This is a genomic window from Pontibacter sp. HJ8, from assembly GCF_054824225.1.
Genome location: NZ_JSYF01000230.1, coordinates 1 through 2,144 on the forward strand (window position 1 = coordinate 1; position 2,144 = coordinate 2,144).

Sequence of the window (2,144 nt, forward strand, 5' to 3'; positions counted from 1 at the left end):
TTTTGCACAGGCCTACGTAGACAGCAAACTCAAGGAGGCAATTACCGACAAGACCAAACTGGTCCAGGTAGTTGTAACTTTCAAAGGAAGCAGCGCCCCTTCACTGCTTGACCTCACCACACTTACCCAGGCAGGTATAACCAAGGGGCTTACCCTCCAGTCGCTGCCCATAGCAGGTATACTGGCTACAGGCCTTCAGGTAGAGTTGCTGGCCAAAAGCTCCCGGGTACTTTCGCTATACCTTAACGAGTCCCTGCAGTACGAGAACAACACAGCTACCGCCCTGACAGGTGTAGACAAACTTAGAACCGACCCTCTGTTGACAAGCAAAAACGGAGGGTTTCCTGTTTCCGGCAAAGGCATCGGCATTCTCGTGAACGACAGCGGGGTAGATGGGACGCACCCGGACCTGCAGCTTGGCCGTAACCTGAAACAGAACGTGACGGCAGCCACTAACCTGAATGCGGTATCGTCTATCCTGCCCTACCTCATCCTGGAAAACGTGCCGAATACCGACGCAACAGGTGGGCACGGTACACACGTGGCAGGTATAGCCGGCGGCACCGGGCAGGCCTCGCAGGGCAAGTACGAAGGCGTGGCTCCGGGTGCAGACCTGATCGGCTATGGCTCTGGCGCCGCTTTGCTGTTGCTGGACGTACTCTCCGGCTTTGATTATGCCATCACGAACCAGGCACGCTACAACATCCGCGTGATCACCAACTCTTTCGGTACCACCAGCGACACCGGCACCGAGGTCAATCCTGCCGATCCGATCACGCTGGCTACCAAGCGTTGCGTGGACCGTAACATCGTGGTGGTGTTCTCAGCTGGAAACTCCGGTCCCGGCTCCGGTACCATGACCGGGCAGTATAAAAAAGCCCCCTGGGTCATTGCCGTTGCGGCAGGCGATAAGTCCGGCCGCCTGGCCGATTTCTCTTCCAGAGGGATAAAAGGCAAAGGAGGATCTTTTACGCTCGATGGCACCGCCTATACTTGGGAAGATCGCCCTACAGTAACTTCACCCGGCGTGGACATCATTGCTACCCGTGTTATTGCGCCGGTATCTTCCCTGTCGGCTGACAAGGATGCGACGGAACTGGAGCCCGCACACGTGCCCTACTACACCCACATGAGCGGCACGTCCATGGCGGCACCGCATGTGGCGGGTATCGTGGCGCTGCTGCTGGATGCAAACCCTTCGCTAACGGTAGCGCAGGTAAAACAGATCTTGCAGGAGACAGCCACCAACATTCCGAACAGGGAGAAATGGGAAGTGGGCGCCGGCTATGTAAACGCTTATGCTGCCGTAGACAAGGCTTTCCGTATGGCGGCACCCTATGGCTCAACGTTGAACCTGAACAGAACTTTCAACAGCAATGTCAATTCAAACAATGTAACGCTTGACTATACCATCAGCTTCAATCCGGCCACTACCGCAACAAACTCCTATACCTTCGATGTGGCTCCCGGTACTACGGCCATCGAAGCGAAGATCAGGACAGAAGGTGTGGCTGGTGAAACGGGCAACCCGGTAAACTTGTCGCTGGTATCGCCGAGCGGTGCTGAGACCAGATCCGGTATCCCGGTGCTGTTTGCGATGAGCTATGACCGTGGTGTTGCCGTAGCTTCCCCTGAAGCCGGAACCTGGACAGTCAAAGTTTCCGGACTGAATGGTGTGGCATTCCCGGAAGAGATCAAAGGCGTGGTGAATATGATGACGGCTGCCGGCACGACCGGTTTGAGTGACATTGCCGGGCATCCTGCGGAAGCATCCATTAAACTGGCGGTAAGTGCCCGCCTGGCCGATGGTCTGAAAGGGGGCGTTTACAGACCGGATGAGCTGCTGAAGCGCATTGACATGGCCGATTACCTGATGATGGGAGAGGGCATCCGCCAGTTCCTCCCGGTAGATGGTACCTTCTCGCTAACCGATGTGAAAGAGCGAAACCTGCTGGCTGAATCTATTGTGGCCAAAGGGGCTGCCCTGCGCGACGCCAACCATGTCTATAACGGCATCATGCTGCCGGCAGCTCCGGGTAAGTTCAACCCCAACGGGAAGGTAAACCGGGCGGAGGTAGCGTACTCGCTGGTGCAGGCCCTGGGACTGCAGAAGTATGCTTTGGAGCGTAACGGCAAGACCCCAA

At 56.5% G+C, this 2,144-nt stretch carries 1 protein-coding gene; it reads left to right on the top strand.

Annotation, left to right across the window (positions count from 1 at the left end; all coding sequences use genetic code 11):
- Positions 1-2,144, top strand: a 2,144-nt coding sequence (locus OB13_RS10860) for a S8 family serine peptidase (RefSeq protein ID WP_461490187.1), incomplete at both ends; no start/stop codon positions are given.